Origin of the sequence: Kribbella voronezhensis (assembly GCF_004365175.1) — a bacterium.
Lineage (GTDB): Bacteria > Actinomycetota > Actinomycetes > Propionibacteriales > Kribbellaceae > Kribbella > Kribbella voronezhensis.
Window position 1 is genome coordinate 3,511,325 of the sequence record NZ_SOCE01000001.1, and the last position, 21,478, is coordinate 3,532,802.

Sequence of the window (21,478 nt, forward strand, 5' to 3'; positions counted from 1 at the left end):
GGTTCCACTGTGCAGCCGGCCCGTCCGCCTCTGCCACTTGTTGCAGAGGCGGACGACGGCCGGTCAGTCGGTCTGTGGCCAGGGCCAGCCGAGCTGGAAGAAGAGGCCGAGGCGGTCACTCACCGCCCGGATCTCGGAGATCTTGCCTTCGGTCAGGGTGAGGATCCAGATCGCCTCGTTCTCGAAGCTCCGGCCGGTCGGCTCGGGCATGCGAACGTGGGTCCCGCTGTGAACGCCCCGCTGGATCACCCGGGCGACCACCTGGTCGCCCTCGCCGATCAACTCCTCCACCTGGACCGTGAGGGGGTCGAACGCGGCCAACTGCAGACGGAGTCCCTCGAACGCCGCACCGGGCTCGTCTGCCTCGCCGTGAATGATCTTGTTGTGGTCCACGACGTCCTGCGCCAGGAACTGCGGCAGGTCTTCGACCCGACGGTCGCTGACCGCCTCGAAGAACCCCAGGACCGCCTTCTTGTTGTCGTCGATCACGATGCTCCCACCCCTGTCTGAGCCAATTTGCCGGCCGCAAGATTAGCTCGACCGGTGGCTCAATCAGCGGCTTCCCGTGGGGCCGGTGGGTTGGGGAGTGCTGCTGGAAGAGGACGAGCGGGTGCTGGATCGGCGGGCGCCGCCAGGGCGGCTGCCGGAGGAGTTGGTGGGGGTCGGCGAGCCGCCGCCGGATTCGCCGGCGGAGTGGGCGGCCGCGCCGGCCAGGCCGCCACCGGCCTTCTTGGCCCCTGAGATCGCGGCTCCCGCTGCGGCCGCGCCGACGCCGATCGCCCCGGTAGCCCGGCCACCGCCGCCTCCACCACCACCCCCACCACCGCCAGACCCGCCGGAGGAACCGCCCGCGCGGCCCGACGAGCGGCCGAGGTTGATGGCGCCGGTGGCGAGGTTGCCGGGATCGGCGACGCCCGCACCGGCACCTGCGCCACCGCCTGCGACAGCGGCGGTGACGGGTACGGCGAAGCGCAGCAGGGCGGGCAGCGCGAAGACCGCGAGGAGCATCATCATCAGGCCGGTCAGCGCCTGGACGACGCCGTTGCCGGACTTGCTCGTGATGCCGGCCTCGTTCATCTTCATCGCCGCCGCGTAGATCAGCGCCGCGGCCGGTTTGTAGGCGATGAAGGCCAGCGCCCACGCGCAGTACTTCTTGAACCAGGCCTTGCCTGCTTCGGTGTTGGTCGCGGCGGCGGCGATCGGGAAGGTGCCCGCCAGCAGCACCAGCATCGCCGACCGGATCAGCAGCAGAACGACCTGGATCACCGACGCGATGAAGACGGCGATGCCGAAGAACATCCCGACGATCAGCGGCACGTTCCCGAAGCCGGCGCCTTGCGTACCGCCCTGCAGCACCAGGCCGCCGAGCGCGGAGTGGAACGCCTGGTTGCGCGGTGTCGCGTGCTGCACGATGTCCATCGCGAACGTGTCGGACCAGGCGGACAGCAACTGGATCGTCGCCGTCCCCATCCCGGCGACCACCACCAGCGTCATTGTTGCCTTGAGCAACTCTCTGAGGGGTTCGGCGCGTTGTTCCCAGGCAGTTCGCATGCCCGCGATCAGGACGGCGAAAGTGAACACGCTGATGGCGAGCGCCGTCGAATAGCCGTGCAGGTAGGCGACCGGACCGCTGTCGACCCAGCGGCCCGTCTTCTGGCTCGCGAGCTCAGGGCTGTCGATCTTCATCCAGAACGTGGCGACCGCCTGCAGACCGGCACTGGCGGTCTCGCCGATCTTGGTGGCGAGATCGTTGATCATGGTGCTCGCGACGTTCGTCGCGGCCGACTGGAAGCTCTCGCGGACGTTGCACGCGACATCGAGACGGCCGCACATCAGACACCGCTCCAGGCGACGAAGCCGGACAGGTCACGCTGCTGCCCGTACGGCGCGCCGACCGACTCTCCTGGACTGGGCGGCACCACCCGCCAGTCGCCGCTGGACCAGACCAAGGTGAAGGTGGCGCTGACGAATGCTGTCTCGACGGGCATCGCCAGCATCACCGTGGCGCGGTCCGCCCCGGCGTCGAGCACCCGGTAGCCGGCGATCTGCGTCGGGTTCGAGTCTTCGTCCGCGGGGTCTTTGCGCAGGTCCGCGAGGAGGGCATCGGTGTTCGGACCGGGGAGCATCAGTTTGCCGACGGTGGTGAGGACGTGCTGCTGGTCCGCCATCGCCGCGACCGCGTGGTACGCCGCATAGAGGGCTCCCGTCGGTGAGTGGGCGAAACAGCGCCGGAAGCCGTCGGGGTCCTGCTTCAACGGCCCGTACGCCGAGGAGCGGGGCACCACGACGCGATGGTTCACCTCCCAGCCGTCGACCGCCGGTGCCTTCGCCGGAATCCCTTGATCTCCAGCCGCCACCCCACACCGGCTCCCCCCAGCCGTCGAGTCACCCGAAGCAGGCACCGCAGGACCACCAACCGAAGGCTCACAACCACCGGAGCCGCCTGAGGCGGAGACCGCCCGAGCGGAGGAGTTCGAGTCCGGGGCGCCCAAGGCGGAGGTGCCCGAGGCGGACATCGGCGGGGCAGAGGAACCGGCGACCAAGTTCCGGGACGCGGAGGTGCCCGAGGCGGACATCGGCGGGGCAGAGGAAGCGGCGACCGAGCTCCCGGACCCGGAGGTGCCCGGGGCGGCGGGGCAGGGGATGGTGGGGGTGATGTCGGTTGGGGAGGTGATCGCGACTGTGGGGCTTTGTGGGGTGCTCGGGTTGCCTGCGGTCGGCGTACTGGATGGGCCGGTGACCAGGAGGAGGAGGCCGCAGAGGAGGATGGCGGTGATGACGATGGTGGCGGCGACGAAGCCCCGGCCGTAGGGTGATTTCTCGTCCGTGGTGTTCATCCTGGTCCCCGATCCGCGGCGGCTTGGTTCCTGACTTCACCAAGCCTGGCAAAGATCGGCCGACCGCCGCGGAAGTTATCCACAGGCTGTTGTCACGCTCGGCTGTCCATCGATCGTGTCTCAACCTGTAGCTGACAGGTCACCCCGTGTAGCGAAGTGACCTAGTCAGCTAATAGAGTCCGCGCATGACCATCGCGCCATCGCTTTGCTCGCCCCTAGCGCTCGCCGATGCAGACCCCACTCACGCCGCCGAACCCTGGGAAAGCGACGTGATCACCGCGTACGGCCTGCTGCGTGAAGCAGCAGCCGAACTCGATCACCTGATGCGCCATTCCCTGAAGCGCAGTGGTCTGCAAATGGCAATGTTCGAACTGTTGCTGCGGCTCGCCCGCAGCCACGGCGAAAGACAGCGTCTCACCTCACTCGCCCGGGAGTTGACCGTCACCACCGGCGGCATCACCCGGCTGGTCGACCGTGCCGAGAACCTCGGCCTGGTGCGTCGGGAGCCCTGTCCCGACGACGCCCGCGGGTCGTTCGCGGTTCTCACGGAGGAGGGCAAGCGGCGGCTGCGCGAAGCGCTGCCGGACCACCTCCTGGAGATCGACAGCCTGTGGATGTCGCAGCTGGCCGACGAGCGCGAGCTCGTCCTCGGCAAGCTCCGCCGGGTCCGTGACAATGCCCGTCGCTGGCCGAACGGCCGGCCCACCCTGCCTCCGATCCCCGACCGGATCTGACCCGATCGCATTACCCGCTTCTAACGGATGGGGCGCCTGGCTGGCGCCGGGCGCCCCATCGAGCAATTGTTGAGTAGTGAACCAGTCCCAAGCTCCGGTCCAGCCTCGGCCGGTGACTCCATCGCCGCCTCCACCACGGCGCGCAGCGTTCCTCCGAGCCGCGATCGGCGGCGTCCTCGCCGCAGTGGCCGGCCTCGCCGCCGGCTCGGTGGCCGCTGCGATCCTCGGGACCGGCCAGACGCCGGTGGTGGCGATCGGCTCCGCGTTCATCGACCGGACGCCACCGTGGCTGAAGGACCTGGCCATCTCCCTGTTCGGCACGCACGACAAGCTCGCGCTGCGGACCGGCATCCTCATCGTCCTGCTCGCCTTCGCCGCTCTCGGCGGAGTTCTGGCCGTACTGCGGTACTCGGCGGGCGCCGCCGTCGTCGTGATCCTCGCGGGGCTGGCCGTCCTGGCGGCCCAGACCCGGCCGGACGCCGGACAGACCGGCTTCGTCCCGTCCTTCGTCGCCGGTGTCGTCGCGCTGCTCGTACTGCGGTTGTACTCCCAGCGGCTGGCCGGACTGCTGCACCACCCGGAAGACGGCGTGAGCCGCCGCGGGTTCCTCCAGTTGTCCGCCGGCGTAGCACTCGGGTCCGTCGCAGTAGGTGCCTTAGGCAACGTTATTGGCGGGCATCGCGCGGCTGTCACCGATGCCCGGGAAGCGCTGCAGCTGCCGGTCCCGCCCAGCCTCGACCCGCCGGCCGGAGTACAGGTTCCGGGCGCTCCGCCGTGGGCGACTCCGAACGACGACTTCTACCGGATCGACACCGCGTTGTCGGTGCCGCTGATCACGCCGGCCGACTGGAAGCTGCGGATCCACGGGATGGTCGACCGCGAGATCGAGCTGGACTTCGCGGCCCTGCTGAAGCGCACTGTGGTGCACAAGTGGGTCACGCTGACCTGCGTGAGCAACGAGGTCGGCGGCGACCTGATCGGCAACGCGCTCTGGTCCGGCGTACTGCTGAAGGATCTGCTCACCGAGGCCGGGGTGTCGGCCGATGCCGATGCGATCAAGTCGACGTCCAAGGACGGGTTCACCGCCGGTACGCCGTTGAGCACGTTGCTCGACGACCGCGAGTCGATGCTCGCCTTCGCGATGAACGGGAAGCCGCTGCCGCTGGAACACGGGTTCCCGGTGCGCATCGTCGTACCGGGCCTGTACGGGTACGTCTCGGCGACCAAGTGGCTCGCGGAGATCGAGGTCACCAGGTTCGACCAGTTCCAGGCGTACTGGACGCCGCGTGGGTGGTCCGAGCGTGGGCCGATCAAGCTGTCCTCGCGGATCGACGTCCCGCGGTCGAAGGCGGCGCCGGGTCAGGTCACGGTCGCCGGAGTCGCCTGGGACCAGCACGTCGGCGTCTCGAAGGTGGAGGTCCGCGTCGACGGCGGCGCCTGGCAGGCGGCGACACTGGCCACGGACGCCTCCATCGACACCTGGCGGCAGTGGCACTGGACCTGGGACGCGCCGCGCGGTCACCACGTCCTGCAGGTCCGCGCCTTCGACGCCAAGGGCAATCCCCAGATCGAGAGTCAGGCGCCGCCCGCTCCCGACGGATCGACCGGGCTGCACAGCGTCGACATCAAGGTCGGCTGACACCCTCCGTCGGTCTGCTGATCGCTTCGAGCACCATCGGCAGGAAGAGGTGCTCCAGGGACCCTGCCGGGACCTCCGTTGGCTCCAGCAGGCTCTGCGAGCGGGCACCCTCGTGCAGGGCGATGACGAGTCGCACGAACTGCTCAGGTGGCACGCTCATCCGCAGCTCACCGGCCGCGCTGATCTCCTCGACCAGGGCGGTCAGCCGCTCGCGGAACATCTTCCGCTGCTGGTTGAGCGCTTCCGCCGCCTCGGCGTGGCGGAGCGCGTGCAGCGTGAACTCGGTCGAGATGAGATGCCACTGCCGCCGATCAGGTGCGGCGTCGTCCAGTAGACCCAGTACTGCGTCCAGCAGCGTGCCGGGCTGGTCAGCGAGCCCGGGGAGCAGCGCGGCGATCTGCTCCAGCAGGCGATCGGTGGTTGCCTGGAACAGAGCGAGCACGAGCTCGTCCTTGGACGCGAAGTTGGAGTAGAACGCGCCCCGGGTGAAGCCGGCGCGCTCACAGATGTCCTCCACCGAGGCACCGTTGAAGCCGCGCTCGGCGAACACGTCGAGGGCACCTTCGAGCAGGCGGGCCCGGGTGGCGGAGCGGCGGCGCTTGGGCGTTTCCATAGCCATAGGATACAGTTCTGTATTGAATACACAATCGTATTGAACGGGGTAGCCGACGATGGAGCTCAAGGCTCACGCGATCAGCGTGCAGGGTCCGCACGCACCGATGCTGAACGCGACGTCCGTCAGCGTCGGAGATCACCAACTGGTGCTGCTCGCCGGTTACCCCGGGCCCGGCCATGTCGCCGCGTCGCTCGCTCTGTCCGGTCGGCTGCGGCCCAACGGTGGTGACGTGAAGCTCGACGGGCAGACCGACGGCGGCGTACTGCGCAGGCGGGTCGCCGTCGTCGACGCGCCCGGGATCACCGAGCCCGATGACGCGCTGCCGGTGCGGTCCGTGGTCGGTGAGGAGCTCGCGATCGCGGGGCGCAAGGCCGGCGGCAAGGCGGTGCTTGCTTGGTTGGAGGAACACGGCTGGCATGAGTACGCCGACAAGCGGTTCGAGCATCTCCCGGTCGCGGTGCGCACCAAGTTGCTCGCGGAGCTGACGGTGGCGCGGCCGGAGGTGAAGGTGGTGATCCTGACGATGCCGGATCGGCACGGCGGAGATCCGCACGAGTGGTACGGCATGGGTCGGGCGCTGGCGTCGCGCGGCTACGGCGTGATCATCACCTGCGCGGACGCCTCGGCCCGATTGCTCGCAGTACCGGCCGCGCAACTTGGTTCGCTGACGCCACCCGAGCCGGTCCAGGTCGCCGCGGTCGAGCCCGTCGAACCGACCGAGAAAACAAAGGTCGACCCGACCGCCGAGACGAAGCCGAACCCGATGGCCAAGAACCCAGAACCAGTGGTCAAGGCGGAGCCGGTGGTGGAGACGACGACAGAGCCGGGGGTCAAGGCGAAGTCGCAGCCGGGGGCAGGGACGAAGGCGGACCCGGGGGCAGAGCCGGGGACCGCGGCGGAGGGGGCGGCCGTGGGAGGCACGAAGGCGGAGCCGGGGGCAGAGCCGGGGACCGCGGCGGAGGCTGCGGTGGGAGGCACGAAACCGGTGGTCAAGGCGCAATCTGAGCCGGTGGCCGGGACGACGGTCGAGCCGGTGGGCAAGACGAAGCCGGAGCCAGTGGCGAAGCCGGTGGGAGTAGTGGCGGACGAAGACGGTGCAGAGGCGGAGTCCGTGGTACAGGGCGAGAGTGACGAGAAGAAGGCTGGGGCATGACTGCCATCCGGATGGCGATGAGTGAGTTGCGGCGGTTGACCGCTGGGCGGTTGCCGAAGCTCGCGGTGGTGGCGATGTTGTGCGTGCCGATGCTGTACGGCGGCCTGTATCTCTACGCGAACCACGATCCGTACGGCCGGCTCGACAAGGTTCCGACCGCGGTCGTGCTGGAGGACGAGGGCACGACGCTGTCCACCGGCGAGAAGCTGTCGGTCGGCCCGCAGGTCGCTGACGAACTGGTGAAGTCCAAGAGCTTCGACTGGCACCAGGTCGACCGCGCCGAAGCGACCCAAGGCGTCTCCGACGGCAAGTACGAGTTCGCCCTGGTGCTGCCGAAGTCGTTCTCGGCCGATCTCGCGTCGAGTGCGGAGTTCCAGCCGCGCCAGGCGACGCTGGAGCTGTACACGAACGACGCCAACAACTACCTCGCGCACACGATCGCGAACCAGGTGGTCGCCCAGGTCACGAAGACGGTCGCCTCGCAGGTGAGCGAGACCGCGGCGAGCAAACTGCTGGCCGGGTTCAGCACCATCCACGGCCAGATCACCAAGGCGGCGACCGGCGCCGGTCAACTGCAGAGCGGACTCACCTCGGCCAACACCGGCGTGACCCAACTCAAGACCGGCGCAACCCAGCTCAGTACTGCGCAACAGCAACTGTCCGCCGGCGCGACCAAGCTCTCCACCGGCATCGGCCAGGCCTCGAAGGGCGCCACCGATCTCGCCACCGGCGCCGGTCAGCTGAGCGCCGGACTCAACACGTTGAGCACCAAGACGGCCAGTCTTCCCAAGCAGACCAAGGATCTGGCCACCGGCGCGGACAAGGTTGCTGATGGCAACGAGAAGATCGCGGCCGTCGGCCAGCAGGTGGCGACCGCCTCCAGCACGCTGGTGACGGACCTCTCCAGCCTGGACGCGGCCCTCGCGCAACGACTCAAGGCACGCGGTTTCACCCAGGTTCAGATCAACCAGGTCCTGCAGGAAACCGCCAAGCTGCGCGGCCCTGTCGTCACGGCGAACACGAAGATCCAGTCCACCTCGAAGCAGCTCACCCAGCTCGCGACCGGCGCCCGGCAGGTGTCGAACGGAGCGTCGACGCTCGCCAACGCAACTCCCGCCTTGACGTCAGGCATCGCCAGTGCGGCCACAGGCGCCAGCAAACTCAGCACCGGTGCCACCCAATTGAAGACCGGGCTGGGCACACTCCAGACCGGCGCCTCCCAGCTCGCGACCGGCGAGCGGCAGGCCGTCACCGGGCAGACGCAACTACTCAGCGGCATCACCACGCTCGGCACCGGCATCGGCAAGCTGAAAACCGGCGCGACCGAACTCAACACCGCGCTCACGAACGGCGCGAAGCAGATCCCGGACCCGTCGCCGGAGGCGCGGAAGGCCGTCGCCGAGACGCTGGGCGCGCCGGTCGGCCTGCACAACACCTCGCAGGCAACCGCCGACAGCTACGGCGCAGGACTGGCACCGTTCTTCCTCAGCCTGTCCTGCTGGATCGGCGCGTACGTGCTGTTCCTGCTGGTCCGGCCGTTGTCGCCGCGGGCTCTGGCCGCGCTGCAGTCCCCGCTGAGGGTTGCGCTCGGTGGTTGGTTGCCGCCGGCCATCTTCGGCGCGATCCAGGCCGCGCTCGTGTTCACCGCGGTCATCTTCGGCCTCGGCATCGACACCGCGCATCCCTGGCTGACTATCGGCTTCCTGATGCTGACGTCGCTCACGTTCGTCGCGATCCTGCACGCGCTGTCGGCCTGGTTCGGCGCCGTGGGCAAGTTCCTCGGCCTGGTCCTGATGGTGATCCAGTTGGTCAGCGCCGGCGGCACGTTCCCCTGGCAGACCATCCCGCACCCGCTGTACTTCTTCCACCACGTGCTGCCGATGAGCTACGCGATCGACGGCGTCCGGCATCTGATGTACGGCGGACCGGGCGACAGCCTCGGCCGGGATCTCCTGGTCCTCGCCGCCTGGCTGCTGGCCGGGATCACGGCCTCCGCCCTGGCCGCCCGCAAACAACGCATCTGGCCCGCCAAGAAGCTCCAGCCGGAGCTCGCGCTCTAACCGGCAGCGGAGATCTTGGCGAGCTTGGCCGGGCTCATCACCCAGAGCAGACGGTCGATGCCGGCTTCGGTAGCGGTGATGGAGAGGAAGACGAGGGGCGTGCCGTCCCGGTACACCAGCGCGGCCGGGCGGCCGTTCGCCTCGATCCAGCTGACGGTGGTGTCCGGCCAGAAGCGCGGGGCGAAGGCCTTGAGGTACGCCGCCACCCGAGTCCGGCCGAGGACCGGGAACTTGCTGGCCCGGACCACGCCGCCACCGTCGGAGTAGCTGATCACATCCTCGGCGAGCAGCTCCTCCAGGACGGCCAGGTCGCCCTTGCGGGCGGCCGCGAGGAACGCCTCCAACAGCCGTCGGTGCTGGCCCTTGCCGACCGGGTCACGTCGCTCGGTCGCCAGCCGCTTGCTGCTGCGGCTGACCAGTTGCCGCACGTTCGCCTCGGACAACTGGAGTATTTCCGCGATCTCGTCGTACGGGTAGGCGAAGGCCTCGCGCAGGACGTACGCGGCTCGCTGGGTCGGGGAGAGCTTCTCCAGCAGGTGGAGCAGGGCCAGCTCGAGCGCGTCGTCGCGCTCGGCGCCGAGGGCCGGGTCGTTGGCGGTGTCGACCGGCTCGGGCAGCCACGGGCCGACGTACGCCTCGCGCCGGACGCGTGCGGACTGGGCCGCGTTGATCGCGAGTCGCGTGGTCGTGGTGGCGAGGAAGGCCGCGGGGTCGACCACCTTGGACCGGTCGTAGGCCTGCCAGCGGATCCAGGCTTCCTGCACGATGTCTTCGGCCTCGACGGCGCTGCCGAGCATCCGGTACGCGATCCCGAACAAGCGCGGCCGTACGCCGGCGAAGACCGCCGCCGCCTCGTCCAGATCGCTGGTCACCGCTCCATCGTACGAAGCAGCGCACTCGCGGCCGTCAGCAACTCCTCGGTGGTCGGCTGGTCGAAGTAGGTGATCAGCGCCTCGTAAGCACCGGCCGCCACGGCGTCGGCGTCCACCACGTAGCCGAAGTACCCGTCGGCGTACCCGATGACCCTGGTGACCGGATACTCACTGGCTGCCTGCAGGCGGAGACCGTGCCGGGCGAAGAGCTCCACCGGAAGGTTGACCCAGGCGACATCTCCGAGGGTGACCACGCTGAGCTGCAGGTCGAGCTTCGCGGGCAACGCGGCCGCGGCCATCAACGCCTGGCCGCGCGCGCCGTCCAGCCGGGTCTGGGCGATCCGGGCGGCCGGATTGTCCAGCCCGGCACCGAGGCCGACTTCGGCGGCCGCCACGATCGCAGCGGTTTCGGCGGCCGTCGGCAGATCGCGAACCTTGAGCCGGGCCGTCGTACGCCGGATGACCGGGGCCACGGAAGGCAACTCGAGGCCGGGGGTGGCGAGGGCTTCACCAACCTGCGCAGCAAGCAGCCCCCCGAGCCGCTCGACCTCGGCCGCTCCGCGACCCTGCCGTGTGAAACGGGGGCTGACATCACCCGCCGCTCCTTGCAGATAGCCCACCACCACGTCGCCGGCGCCGGCCAGCGCCCGCCGGGCAGCGCCCGGCCAGTCGGCGGACCACAGCAGGTTGTCCGGTCCGTAGGTGGTCGGGTGGCACGCGAAGTCCAGCAGGACCGCGGCGAGCGAGCCGTCGAGCGAGTGCAAGGACAGTACGCCGGCTGTGTTGTCGTGCGGACCGTCGCGTCTGTGCCGGTTCGTGCCGACACCGCTCACCGAAGTCGACCGCCAGAAGGCGCGGACCGGCGAGCGGGTCAGCGGAGCGGCCGCGACCGCCGCGATCAACGACTCGTACAGCTCGGGCTCACGCGCCGCCGGGATGACCGGATGGATCTGGCCGGTCCAGCCGGACGGCCCCGAGTGCGTGTGCGAGGCACAGACGACCACGCACGAAGGCGGGATGCCTGCTGCCGAAGCGGCAGCCGCGGACAACTCGGCGACCAGTTCCGTACCGGCGGCGACCGCATCGAGGCTCAGCCAGAGCACACCGGGCGAGTCCACGCTGCTGAGCCAGATGAGCGTCGCGCGCAGCGGGTCGGCCGTCCCGATCGCCGGCTGGGTGCGGGCGGCGTACCCGTCGAGGCGATGGCCCGGCGGCGGGGTCACGTCCAGCGAGGCGGCCGCGAGCAGCAGTGCGCTCACTTCAACGCTCCGGCCGTCATGCCGGTACTGATCTGCTTGTGGAAGACCAGGTAGACGGCGAGCACCGGCAGGATCGAGATCGTCAGGCCGGCGAACAGGCCCGAGAAGTCGCTGTGGTAGCCCTGCGTCACCGCGATGTTCGCCAGTCCCTGGGTCACGAGATACCTCTGCTCGTCGGTGTTCAGTACCAGCGGCAGCAGGTACTCGTTCCACATCCCCAGGAACTGGAAGATCCCGATGCTCACCAGCCCCGGCCGGGCCAGCGGCAGCATGATCCTGAACAGCACACCCCAATGAGAGCACCCGTCGACGAGTGCCGCCTCCGCAAGCTCTTTCGACTGGGTCCGGAAGAAGGCGGTCAGGAAGAACACCGAGAACGACATGCCGTGCGTGGCGTAGACCAGGATCAGCCCGAGGTAGGTGTTCAGCAGCCCCAGGTTCTGGACGACGAAGAACAGCGGCACCAGCGCGAGGAACCCGGGAAACACCATGCCGCCGACGAACACGTAGTACAGGATGCGGTTGCCGGGGAACTCGAATCGGGCCAGCACGTAGGCGACGGCGGAGGACAGGATCAGCGTCAGCACGACTCCGCAGCAGACCACCACGACGCTGTTGAGGAAGTACGTGCCGATGTGCGACTCGTTCCAGGCGCGCTCGAAGTTGTCCCAGTGCCAGACCGCGGGCAGTCCCCACGGGCTCTTGAAGATCTCCGGATCGGACTTGAAGGAGCTGACCAGCGCCCAGAGCAGCGGGAACACCACCATCACGCCCCAGATCAGCACGAACCCCTGACTGGTGCCGCCGAGCAGTACCGAGCCGACGGTACGGCGTACGCGCGGCTCGGGCGCCGGTTCGGGTGTGGCCGGTCGCAGCCGGGCCCGATCGATCAGTGTGGCCACTCGTTCCCCCTCAGTACTCGACCCGCTCGCGGCGGGTGAGCCGGAACGTCAGCAGGGTGAGAATCAGGTTGATCGCGAACAGGGCGACACCGATCGCGGCGGCGTAGCCGAAGTTCCCGTAGGTGAAGGCGTTCGTGTACATGTAGAGCGAGATCACCTGGGTCGCGTCGTCAGGCCCGCCCGGTCCGACCGACAGCACCTGGACCAGGGCGAACATGTCCAGCGCACCGATCACCAGGTACGCGATCGCGACCTGCACGCTGCCCCAGATCAGCGGCAACGTGAGCCGCCAGAAGGACTGCCAGGGTCCGGCGCCGTCCAGCAACGCCGCTTCGTACAGGTCTTTCGGGATCGCGCTCATCGCGGCGGTGAAGAGCACCACGTAGAAGCCGACCCCGCCCCACACGACGACCGCCATGATCGACCCGAGGGCGGTCTTGCCGTCGCCGAGCCAGATCTGTCGCAGGTCGCCCAGGCCGACGGCCTGCAGGAACCCGTTCAGCAGGCCGTTGCGTGGTTCGAAGACGAACTGCCAGAGCACCCCGACGACCGCGATCGACAGCACGCTGGGGAAGAAGTAGACGACCTTGTAGATCCTCGACCCCGGTACGCCGCCTTGGTAGTTCAGCATCGCCGAGAAGAACAGCGACAGCGACACGATCACCAACGGGATGCTGACCAGCAGGAACACGTTGTGCCGCAGCGCGGTCCAGAACACCGGGTCGTGGAACAGCTTCACGAAGTTGTCGAAGCCGATGAAATGGGACTCGGCCGTCATTCCCTGCCAGTCGGTCAGCGCGATCGAGAACGCCTGCAGGTAAGGGGAGATGACGAAGACCGCGTACAGGCCGACGGGAACCAGCAGCAGGCTGAGGACGAACCTGTACTTGCCGTGGTGCATGTCAGGCGTGGAACTTCTTGATCGACGGGTCCTTGGCCGTCTCGTCGGCGAACTTCTGCATCCGCTTGCTCCACTCGTCCGGGGTGACCTCGCGGTTCATCAGCGCGGCCATCGCCTTGTCGGAGTTGTCGAGCAGCTTCTTGTACCAAAGGCGGAACGACCAGTCGAGGAAGATGTTCGTGCCGGCCTCGTCGATCACCTTCTGCATCGACTTGTTCGCCGACGACAGTGCGACGCCGTCCGAGGCGCCCTTGACCACGCTGAGCGACTTGGTCAGCTCGGTGAAGTTGCGCATGCACTTCTTCGACGTGATGATCCGCAGCAGTTCGATGCCGCCCTGCGGGTTCTTCGCCTGGGCCGGCACGATCAGCGCACCGCCGGGTCCGCCGGTGACGGTCTCGAAGGGAGCCTTGTCGGCCGACGACAAGCCGGGCACCGGGACCATCGTCATCCCCAGGTCCTTCGGTGCGATCGCGCCGAGTTCGTTCTCCAGCCAGCCACCGCACGGGATGAACACGGCCTTGCTCTGCGCCCAGTAGGTTTGCGACTGCGTGTGCGACAGGGCCTGCGAGCCTTCCAGCAGGTAGCCCTTGCTCGCCAGTTCCTGGTAGCCCTCAGCCGCCGCGATCAGCGCCGGGTCACGCCAGGCGTTCGGCTCCAGGTTGTCGATCTTCTTCTTGAGATCCGGCCCGGCCGCCTTGTACGCCGTCATCAGCATCGGGCTGGTCAGATAGCCCGGGAACTTGCCCTGGTAGGTCCAGGGCGCGATGCCGGCCTTCTTGATCTCCGCGCACAGGGCGAGCATCTCGTCCCAGTGCTTGGGGTAGGTCCAGCCGTGCTTGTCCATCAGCGGCTGGCTGTACCAAATCCCGGCCACCCCGAAGACGTAGGGCATCTCGTACTTCACGCCGTCGTACCGGCCGGCCTCCGCGACGCCTGGCAGCAGGGTGTCCTTCACCTTCAGGCCGGGCTGGTCGTAGGCGTCCATGTCGAGCAGCGCACCGATGTCCATCAACTGCTTCTGGGAGGCGAGCGCGGCCGCGTCCAGGCCGACGTTCTCGATCAGGTCCGGCGGGTCGCCCTGGATGAACCGCGGCTGCAACTGCTGCTGCAGCTTCTGGCCGCTGGTGAGCTTCACGTCCGCCTTCGGGAACTCCTGGCGGTACAGGTCGAGCGGCAGCTGGGTCCAGGCCTTGCCGTAGCCGCCGTCGAAGTTGAAGAACTCCAGCGCCTTCGCACCGTCCACCTTGCTGCCGGCCTGCGCGGCCGGGGCAGCCTTGCTCGCCGGCTTGGCACACGACGCCAGCGCGCCCGCGGCGGGGACCGCCAGCGCGAGGCGGAGGAGGGTGCGGCGCTCGACCTTGCCGTCTGTACTCATCTTTCGCGTCCTATCTCAGGGGGAGTTGCGCCATGGTCGCGCCGCGTGCCGTGGGAGCGGAAGAGGATTCGACCGGGTTCGAGAAGATGGACTAGACCACTTGTTTGGGCTAGCGGCGGGGAATCGCGCCGACCAGCCGGGCGGTGATGTCCATCGGATTCGTGATCGCGTAGCCCACCACGACGGCGTACGCACCGGCTTCGCACACGGCGCGGACGTCTTCCGGCGTACGGATCCGGCCTTCGGCAACGACCGGGCAGTCCAGCTTGGCCGCGAGTTGGCGGACCAGCTCGACGTCTGGTCCGCCCGGGGTCCGGCCATTGGTATACCCCGACAAGGTGGTGGCGACCAGTTCGGCCCCCGCCTCCCGGGCGGCGAGACCGGCCTCGAGGCTGTCCACGTCGGCCAGTACCGGTACGCCGAGTTCGCGGTGGATCCGGTCGATCTGGTTCGCCAGCTCGGCGCCGTCCGGCCGCGGGCGCAAGGTGCCGTCCAGCGCGATCAGGTCGGCACCGGCCTCGACGATGCCCACGGCCGACTCGAACGTCGGGGTGATGAAGACGCCGCCGGGATCGCCGAGCTTGTTCAGGCCGATGATCGGCAGCCGGGTGACCGCCCTGATCGCGGCGACGTCGGCAGCTCCGTTCGCCCGGATCGCGGCCGCCCCGCCGGCTTCGGCGGCCCTGGCCATCAGCGCCATCGGTTCGGGCGAGTGGAACGGGTTGCCAGGACCGGCCTGACAGGAGACCACCAGCGAGCCGGGCCGAAGAAGATCAGAAGTGATCATGGGTTCCTGTTTCATGAGCGGTAGGTGACGATCAGGCCGGCGTACGGACCGGGTGGACCGGTCGCCAGCCGTTCCGCGCCGTCGAGGCAGCTCCCGGCCGCGGCCACCAGGTCGGCCCGCGGTGGCAGGGCGTCTCGCAGCGGCCCGAGCAGTTGCTCACCGCTGCCGCGGAACAGCCCGCCGATACAAGCCACCGGGACCTGACCGGTCCCTGCCGTGAGCCGGACTCCCGTCGCGATCGTCTCGGCGACGTCACCAGCAGCCCGTACGACGATGTCGCGCGCCACCGCATCTCCCTCGGCCGCACACCGCAGTACGGCGGGCGCGAAGCGGGCCACGTCGTCGACGAGGGTCGGCGACGGGTAGAGACTCACCGGATCGAGCGACGTCTCGGCCAGCAGCGTCTCCGGCCCGCGGCCGTCCCGGGCCCGCTGTACTGCGACCAGCCCCGCCCGGCCGATCGCGAAGGCGCTCCCGGCATCACCGAAGAGATACCCGTGGCCGTCGATCTTGTGCCACGAACCGTCCCGATCGACCGCGAGACAGACCAATCCGGTGCCTGCGGCAACGACTACGCCGTACCCGCCGGGGAGTGCGCCGGCGTGCGCCGTCACCATGTCCTGGGTGAGCCGGACTTCCTTGGCCGCAAGAGCTTTCGCGATCCCCGCGGCCAACAGGCGTGCCGCCGGCGGATCCGGCGGGAAGCCGGTCAAGCCGAGGGCGACGACTTCGGCCGGCTCGGTCACGCCCGCATCGTCCGCCGCCGTCCTGATGGCGTCGAGCATGCCCTGCACGCTGCTGGAATGCGTGTAGCCGGGTCCTGTGCCGGTCCGGCCGTCGTCGACCACTCGAAGTCTGAGTGCTGACTGACCCCCGTCGACCGCCAGCCGGATCATGCGGTGATCCAGTGCGAGTAGTCCTGCCAGGGCAGATGCCAGCGGTTCACCTTCCGGGTCCGCCGGTCCTGGCCGGCGATGTCGTTGGCGACCAGGCGCACCGTGCCGAGCTGTTCGTCGTACATCACCGCCGGTGGGCCCTGGAAATGCAGGGTGCCGACCTGTTCCCACGGGGTGTGGCCGCCGCGGACGTCGATCATCGAGCAGTGGTGGATGTGCCGGTCCTTGCCCAGCACGTAGATCTCGACGGCGTCGGCACCGGGGTTGAAGGCGACCACCGGATCGTCGGCGAGTTCGAGGTCGCCGATTCGTTGCCAACGGCCCTGACCTGTCCGGTCGTCCAGGTAGGTGTGGTGCAGGTGGTCGTCCGCGCCGCGGACGTAGATCTCGACCGACCGGGCCGGTTCGTTGCGGGCCCAGACCGGCTCGCCGGCGGCGATCAGGTCGCCGAGCACAGCTCGCGCGCTGCCCTGATCGCGGACGATCCGGCCGTCGGTCCGGCGGGAGAAGGTTGCCGACGCCGGCCGGCCCGCTGCGATCGCGTCGAAATCCGCCCGGACCGTCGCGGCCAGGTCGGACCGGCCGGCGCCGGGCTCAGGGGGCGGCGGGAAGAACGTCCCGCCGGTGAGGTGCAGCATCGCGCCGATCAGGCTGGGCGCGACCGACCAGCCTGTCTCCACGCAGTACGGGCCCCAGCCGAGGTCGGCGTTGGAGCCGAAGTACTCCCAGGCGTCGAAGTCGAAGGCGCGCTGCCACGCCCCGTCGAGTTGCTCGTCGCCGGTGTCGAGCTGGATCCGGGAGAGATAGTCCAGTACGCCGTTCGCCAGCTCGCCGAAGATCTCCTCGCCGGTGATCCGGTGCACGACCGGTAGCGCCCAAGCTGCGAACGGCGTCCCGTAGAGCTGATCGGTGACCGGGTCGCCGTTGGCCTGGAAGATGGAGGCCTCGTCGACGCCGTACGCCTCGTTGCTCGGCGGGCATTTGCCGTCCCACTCTGCGAAGCCGCCGTCCGGGCCTTGGCGGCTCTTCAGGTATTCCCCCAACGAGCGCAGCGTTTCGAGGTACAGCGGCTTCTTCGTGTAGTAGTAGGCGCCGGCGAGCGGCAGCAGGAATCGCCCTGCCTCGCAGGTGCGGCTCGTCTCCAGCCGGGCTCTCGGGTGGTGGCCCGCCATGTGGTCGAGGCCGCGGGTGGCGACGTCGAGGTAGCGCTGCTCGCCGGTGATGCCGTACGCGTACAGATAGGCACATTGGGCTGAGCTCTGCCAATGCGAGGTGAGGTCCAGGCCGTCCGGGATCGGCGAACGGGAGATCTCGTCCCAGCCTTTGACCAGGAGTGTCGACGGGGTTCGCCACGGGTCGACCTGCAGGCCGAGCTCGGCACTTGCCGTCCGGATCAGCGCCTCCACACCCCGCAGGCCGGCCTCGGTGTCACCGGAGATCAGCGCGAACAGCGAGATCCAGCCGTTGTCGTCGGCGAACAGGTTGTTGGTGCCGGTCAGGTCGGTGCGCGCACCCCGCGGCTCGAAACTGCCGAACAGAGCATTGCGATCGGTGAGCTGCTCCTCCTCGACGACCAGGCGCATCAGGTTGTCCGCGATCGTCCGGCCGCGCGGGAAGCCGGCCAGGTCGGCGTACATCCGGAACGCGTGCGCGACCTGGGTGAAGCAGTCGCCGCGCGGTACCGGCCGGAACGGCAGCTTGCCGTCCAGGCCGATCTCGTTGGAGAAACCCTCCGCGACGCCCTTCGAGCCGTCCGGCTGGTCGTAGAACATGCCGGCCCGGTCGAACCAGGCGATGCCACGGTCGACCATCCGTCGGTAGCGCTGGTCGCGGGGGCCGACCTCGACGGTGGTCTGCTCGCCGCCGGCCGCGAAGGAATGGGTGCCGTCGGCAAGGTAGTGCGGTTCGGACTCGAACCGGCCCGGCGTGGTCTCGATCAGTTCCAGGTCGGACTCCGGCTTGGTGGTCGAGCGGACCACGAGCTTGACCGGCTCTCCCGACGCGACCCAGACCCGCGGCTCGGTGAAGACCTCGACCTCGTCGGGAAGGTCGGCGCCGGTGAGCTCGGCGACGATTGCCTGCAGCAAGCGGCACCAACGGCGTACGGGCTTGTAGCTGCCTTCGATCCAGTGGCTCAGCGGGGTCGTTGCGTAGAGCAACGTGCCGTTCTGCTTCGGGATGCTCAGCAGAGCCGGGAAGGTCTTCTCGGGCGGGCCGAAGACCGCGACGTGGGTGCCGGCGACATTGCCGTAGGTGAGGAGTTCGGTTGCGTCCGGTGGCGCGCTGACCACTTGCGCGCGGGAGGAGTGTTCGTCGAGCACGCTCAGCGGTTCCAGGCCGCGGAGCGTTCCCGGGCTGAAGATGCGCTCGGTGTGCGCGATCCGGATCTCCTCGGCGGCGGGCAGGAAGCCGGTGTCGTCGGTGGCGAACTCGACATATGCCTTGCCGCCGCTTCGGGTGAAGGCTTCGATCGTCGTCGTGTCGAGCTCGGCCGGCTCGGGATAGCTCGCGGCGAGCACGATCAGCACGCCGTACTGCGTGAGGTCGGCGGCCGCGAGTTCGTCGTACCGGTCGAAGGAGACCCCGGTCTGGTCGAGCGCGGCGGTGAACGAGCCGGCCGCACCGATCAGAGCGACGGGCAGGTGAGCGGTCATCGGTACGTCGAACCTCGGCCTTCTGCGGTCTGCCTCGATGGCCCTACTGTGGCGGGCTGGATGCGGTGGGTAAAGCAAACCGAGTAGACCACTTCACGTGGTCAGCCCGTGGTTGGTCCGCGCGGGTCGCCGAGGACGGTCGATCGGCGTACCGGCCGTCATAGGGTCGCTGGGTATGGGTGACTTCAACGGACTCGACGTCCAGCTGGGCAATCTCGCGCGGCTGTCGGATGCGACGACCTGGTCGATCAGCGCGGAGAACCGGGACGGCTCGAAGGGCGGCGGCGCTCGGGCCACCGAGGGGGTGTTCTCGCGGCAGGCGCGTGAGCTCGGACCGGGGTGGAAGATGTCGCCCTGTCTGCCGCTACCGGCCGGGTCGACCACCACGCTGGCGGAGATCGAGGGCTCCGGCGCGATCACGCACATCTGGATGACGCTCAACAAGATCCACTGGCGCTCGGTGATCCTGCGGGCCTACTGGGACGACGAGGAGACGCCGTCGATCGAAGTACCGATCGGTGACTTCTTCTGCAGTGGCTGGGGCGAGCACAGTCAGGTCAGCTCGGTGCCGATCGCGGTGAACCCGTCCGGCGGCTTCAACAGCTACTGGCAGATGCCGTTCCGCGCCGGCGCCCGGATCACGGTGGAGAACCTGCTCGACGAGGACATCAGCGAACTCTTCTACCAGCTCGACTACGTCAAGACCTCCGTGCCGGACGACCTGGCGTACTTCCACGCGCAGTTCCGCCGCAGCAACCCGGTCCCCTACGGCGAGGTGCACACGTTGCTCGACGGCGTGCGGGGACAGGGCCAGTACGTCGGTACGTATCTCGCCTGGGGCTGCAACAACACCGGGTGGTGGGGAGAGGGCGAGGTGAAGTTCTATCTCGACGGGGACGAGGAGTACCCGACGATCTGCGGCACCGGCACCGAGGACTACTTCGGCGGCGCGTGGGGCTTCATCCACCAAGATGCCTACACGCCCTTCACCACGCCGTATCTGGGCATGCCGCAGGTGATCCAGCCCGACGGTCTCATGAGGAACCAGCAACGCTTCGGCCTCTACCGCTGGCACATCGCCGACACCATCCGCTTCACCCAGGACCTCCGCGTCACGGTCCAGGCCCTCGGCTGGCGCCGAGACGGCCGCCTCCTCCAACTCCAGGACGACCTCGCCTCCACGACGTACTGGTACCAAACCGAACCCCACGCCCCCTTCCCAACACTCCCCGAAAAGGACTACCTCGAAGTCATCTAGACCTCGATGTTCGATTAGGTAGCGTCGAAGAGAGTGGAGGCGGTCGTCTAGACCTCGATGTTGGACATGACGTGTTTGATGCGGGTGTAGTCCTCGAGGCCGTACATGGACAGGTCTTTGCCGTGGCCGGAGTGTTTGAAGCCGCCGTGGGGCATTTCGGCGACGATCGGGATGTGGGTGTTGATCCAGACGCAGCCGAAGTCGAGGCGGCGAGCCATTCGCATCGCGCGGCCGTGGTCGCGGGTGAAGACCGAGGAGGCGAGACCGTACTCGACGCCGTTGGCCCAGCGGAGTGCCTCGTCCTCGTCGGAGAAGCGCTGCACGGTGATGACCGGGCCGAAGATCTCGTCCTGGATCGCCTCGTCGGTCTGCCGCAAGCCGGACACGACGGTCGGGGAGTAGAAGTAGCCGCGGTCGCCGACCGCTGAACCGCCGGTCTGCAGTTCGGCGTGGTCGGGCAGGCGATCGATGAACCCGCTCACTCGGCTGAGCTGGTCGGCGTTGTTCAACGCTCCGTAGGCAACGTCGTCGTCGGGCTGCCCGGTCGTCGTCGACTTGGCCTGCTCGGTCAGCGCGGCGACGAAGTCGTCGTGGATCCGCGGGCCGGCGAGCACCCGGGTCGCGGCAGTGCAGTCCTGCCCGGCGTTGAAGTACCCTGCACCGGCGATCGCCTCGGCCGCGGCGTCCAGGTCGGCGTCGTCGAAGACCACCACCGGCGCTTTGCCGCCCAGTTCGAGATGCGTCCGCTTCAGCTTCCGGGCGGCAGCCGACGCGACCTCCATCCCGGCCCGCACCGACCCAGTGATCGCGACCAGTTGCGGGATGTCGTGGTCCACCAGCGCGCGGCCGGTGTCCCGGTCGCCGCAGACGACGTTCAGTACGCCGGGCGGCAGGAACTCGTTGCACAACTCCGCCAGCAGCACCGTCGACGCCGGCGTGGTGTCGCTCGGCTTGAGCACCACGGTGTTGCCCGCGGCAAGGGCCGGCGCGATCTTCCAGATCGCCATCATCAACGGGTAGTTCCACGGCGTCACCTGACCGACCACGCCGACCGGCTCACGCCGTACGTACGACGTATGGCCGGCCAGGTACTCACCGGCCGACCGCCCCTCCAGCAACCGGGCCGCGCCGGCGAAGAACCGCAACTGGTCCACACACGGCGGCAACTCCTCGGAAGCCGTGAGGGCCAACGGCTTGCCGGTGTTCTCGCTCTCGACCTTCGTGAACTCCTCGGACCGCGTCTCCAGCGCGTCGGCGATCTTCAGCATCATCCGCTGCCGCTCGGCGGGAGTGGTGTCCCGCCACGACTCGAAGGCACGGGCGGCGGCGGTCATCGCCTCGTCGACGTCCTCCGGTCCGGACAGCGGGGCCTGCGCGTAGACCTCACCGGTCGCCGGGTTCACCACGTCGTAGCTCGCGCCGCTCCGGGCGCCGACGGTTCTGCCGTCCACGAGGTTCGCGAAGGTCTGCTGGTCAGCCATGACGGTCCTTGTCTCTGCGCTCGGGTGCCTCGACAAAGGCCGAGCCTAGCG

The 21,478-nt window shown here is 68.7% G+C and carries 19 protein-coding genes; 6 read left to right on the forward strand and 13 right to left on the reverse strand.

Features of this window, described 5'->3' with window-relative positions; genetic code table 11:
- Positions 1-63: 63 nt before the first annotated feature.
- From EV138_RS16165 to EV138_RS38030, 3 genes are all read right to left on the reverse strand, one after another.
- Complete coding sequence (locus tag EV138_RS16165) at positions 64-489, reverse strand: ester cyclase (RefSeq protein WP_202866734.1); 426 nt, start codon at positions 487-489, stop codon at positions 64-66.
- Positions 490-552: 63 nt separating this feature from the next.
- On the reverse strand, positions 553-1,833 hold the full coding sequence (locus EV138_RS16170; RefSeq protein WP_133979753.1) for a TrbL/VirB6 family protein: 1,281 nt from the start codon (positions 1,831-1,833) through the stop codon (positions 553-555).
- The gene (locus tag EV138_RS38030) at positions 1,833-2,576 is read right to left on the reverse strand and encodes a DUF8175 domain-containg protein (protein ID WP_500778647.1); all 744 of its coding nucleotides are present in this window, start codon (positions 2,574-2,576) and stop codon (positions 1,833-1,835) included. The genes EV138_RS16170 and EV138_RS38030 overlap by 1 nt, the downstream gene beginning before the upstream one ends.
- Here EV138_RS38030 and EV138_RS38035 point away from each other — a divergent pair.
- From EV138_RS38035 to EV138_RS16185, 3 genes are all read left to right on the forward strand, one after another.
- Positions 2,500-2,811 (forward strand): hypothetical protein, encoded by a 312-nt coding sequence (locus tag EV138_RS38035; RefSeq protein WP_238158166.1) that lies wholly within the window; start codon positions 2,500-2,502, stop codon positions 2,809-2,811. The two genes, EV138_RS38030 and EV138_RS38035, sit on opposite strands and share 77 nt — an antisense overlap.
- Before the next feature lie 211 nt (positions 2,812-3,022).
- Positions 3,023-3,571, forward strand: coding sequence for a MarR family winged helix-turn-helix transcriptional regulator (locus EV138_RS16180; protein ID WP_238158167.1), 549 nt, complete (start codon positions 3,023-3,025; stop codon positions 3,569-3,571).
- A 112-nt stretch (positions 3,572-3,683) separates the two neighbouring features.
- Positions 3,684-5,210, forward strand: a complete 1,527-nt coding sequence (locus EV138_RS16185; protein ID WP_166678612.1) for a molybdopterin-dependent oxidoreductase — start codon at positions 3,684-3,686, stop codon at positions 5,208-5,210.
- On the opposite strand, the gene EV138_RS16190 is transcribed toward EV138_RS16185, so the two are convergent.
- Positions 5,197-5,823, reverse strand: coding sequence for a TetR/AcrR family transcriptional regulator (locus EV138_RS16190; protein WP_133979756.1), 627 nt, complete (start codon positions 5,821-5,823; stop codon positions 5,197-5,199). The genes EV138_RS16185 and EV138_RS16190 overlap by 14 nt on opposite strands.
- A gap of 58 nt (positions 5,824-5,881) precedes the next feature.
- On the opposite strand from EV138_RS16190, the gene EV138_RS38040 reads away from it, so the two are divergent.
- Both EV138_RS38040 and EV138_RS16200 read left to right on the forward strand, forming a co-directional pair.
- Positions 5,882-6,979, forward strand: a complete 1,098-nt coding sequence (locus EV138_RS38040; RefSeq protein ID WP_238158453.1) for a hypothetical protein — start codon at positions 5,882-5,884, stop codon at positions 6,977-6,979.
- Positions 6,976-9,039 carry a YhgE/Pip domain-containing protein gene (locus EV138_RS16200; RefSeq protein ID WP_133979757.1) on the forward strand — a complete coding sequence of 688 codons (2,064 nt, stop codon included), beginning with the start codon at positions 6,976-6,978 and terminating at the stop codon, positions 9,037-9,039. The genes EV138_RS38040 and EV138_RS16200 overlap by 4 nt, the downstream gene beginning before the upstream one ends.
- Here the strand turns inward: EV138_RS16200 and EV138_RS16205 are convergent.
- From EV138_RS16205 to EV138_RS16240, 8 genes are all read right to left on the reverse strand, one after another.
- On the reverse strand, positions 9,036-9,911 hold the full coding sequence (locus EV138_RS16205) for an RNA polymerase sigma-70 factor (RefSeq protein ID WP_133979758.1): 876 nt from the start codon (positions 9,909-9,911) through the stop codon (positions 9,036-9,038). The two genes, EV138_RS16200 and EV138_RS16205, sit on opposite strands and share 4 nt — an antisense overlap.
- Complete coding sequence (locus tag EV138_RS16210; RefSeq protein WP_133979759.1) at positions 9,908-11,170, reverse strand: hypothetical protein; 1,263 nt, start codon at positions 11,168-11,170, stop codon at positions 9,908-9,910. Before EV138_RS16210 ends, EV138_RS16205 begins: the two co-directional genes overlap by 4 nt.
- Positions 11,167-12,072 carry a carbohydrate ABC transporter permease gene (locus tag EV138_RS16215; RefSeq protein ID WP_202866735.1) on the reverse strand — a complete coding sequence of 302 codons (906 nt, stop codon included), beginning with the start codon at positions 12,070-12,072 and terminating at the stop codon, positions 11,167-11,169. The genes EV138_RS16210 and EV138_RS16215 overlap by 4 nt, the downstream gene beginning before the upstream one ends.
- 10 nt (positions 12,073-12,082) lie before the next feature.
- On the reverse strand, positions 12,083-12,973 hold the full coding sequence (locus tag EV138_RS16220; protein WP_133979760.1) for a carbohydrate ABC transporter permease: 891 nt from the start codon (positions 12,971-12,973) through the stop codon (positions 12,083-12,085).
- Between the two features lies 1 nt (position 12,974).
- Entirely contained in the window at positions 12,975-14,351 is a 1,377-nt protein-coding gene (gene ngcE, locus EV138_RS16225; protein WP_133979761.1) for an N-acetylglucosamine/diacetylchitobiose ABC transporter substrate-binding protein, read from the reverse strand.
- Positions 14,352-14,460: 109 nt separating this feature from the next.
- Positions 14,461-15,138, reverse strand: coding sequence for an N-acetylmannosamine-6-phosphate 2-epimerase (locus EV138_RS16230; RefSeq protein ID WP_238158168.1), 678 nt, complete (start codon positions 15,136-15,138; stop codon positions 14,461-14,463).
- Between the two features lie 11 nt (positions 15,139-15,149).
- Entirely contained in the window at positions 15,150-16,034 is an 885-nt protein-coding gene (locus EV138_RS16235; protein ID WP_133979763.1) for an N-acetylglucosamine kinase, read from the reverse strand.
- Complete coding sequence (locus EV138_RS16240) at positions 16,031-18,688, reverse strand: hypothetical protein (protein WP_133979764.1); 2,658 nt, start codon at positions 18,686-18,688, stop codon at positions 16,031-16,033. Before EV138_RS16240 ends, EV138_RS16235 begins: the two co-directional genes overlap by 4 nt.
- Before the next feature lie 175 nt (positions 18,689-18,863).
- On the opposite strand from EV138_RS16240, the gene EV138_RS16245 reads away from it, so the two are divergent.
- Positions 18,864-19,946 (forward strand): glycoside hydrolase family 172 protein, encoded by a 1,083-nt coding sequence (locus EV138_RS16245; RefSeq protein ID WP_133979765.1) that lies wholly within the window; start codon positions 18,864-18,866, stop codon positions 19,944-19,946.
- A gap of 47 nt (positions 19,947-19,993) precedes the next feature.
- Here EV138_RS16245 and EV138_RS16250 read toward each other — a convergent pair whose 3' ends face one another.
- Positions 19,994-21,427: a gamma-aminobutyraldehyde dehydrogenase gene (locus EV138_RS16250; RefSeq protein WP_133979766.1), complete on the reverse strand. Its 1,434-nt coding sequence runs from the start codon at positions 21,425-21,427 to the stop codon at positions 19,994-19,996.
- Positions 21,428-21,478: the final 51 nt, after the last annotated feature.